Annotated in this window: 1 protein-coding gene; it reads right to left on the reverse strand. The window is 49.6% G+C overall.

Translation table 11 applies throughout. The features are described from left to right. Nucleotides 1–694, reverse strand: a 694-nt coding sequence (locus tag R7P74_RS26600; RefSeq protein ID WP_318123649.1) for a 5'-3' exonuclease, incomplete at both ends; no start/stop codon positions are given.

Below are 694 nucleotides of genomic sequence, written 5' to 3' on the forward strand. Positions count from 1 at the left end.
GCTGAGGTTTCCATTTCAGCATGCGAAGAAGATGATGATGCTTGCGCAGAGCCTGCAAGTTCAACCGCTTCGACAGTGCCTGAGCCGCCTTCAAGCAGTTCGTTCAACCAAGACTTAAACGTCAACTGACCATACAGTTTGATCAATTCGTCTTTGTTTGGCTCTGCTTTCAGTAGCGACTCTGGTGTTTCTTCCAGTTCCACATCCAGCTTGATGGTAGCCAGCTCATAAGACAGCATAGCGTTGTCTTTGTTGTCGACCAGCTTCTTCGCCATGGTTTTCGAACCGCGGAAACCAAGTGCCGCGATATCATCCAGATTTTCGTACAACTTAGTCAGGCCACCAATGCCTTGCAGCAAAGCGGTCGCCGTTTTGTCGCCCACGCCCGGTACACCAGGGATGTTATCGACTTTATCGCCCATCAACGCTAGATAGTCGATGATCAACTCTGGCGGAATACCAAATTTTTCCACCACCCCTTCACGATCCATCACGACGTTCGTCATGGTGTTGATCAAGGTAATGTTGTCATCCACCAGCTGAGCCATATCTTTATCGCCAGTACTGATTAAAACAGGCATGCCTTGTTGCGAGGCTTGGTAAGCCAACGTACCGATGACGTCATCTGCTTCCACGCCAGGAACGCAGATCAACGGCAAACCCATCGCACGAATAACGTTGTGCAATGGTTCAA

Source organism: Vibrio sp. 2033, assembly GCF_033339735.1.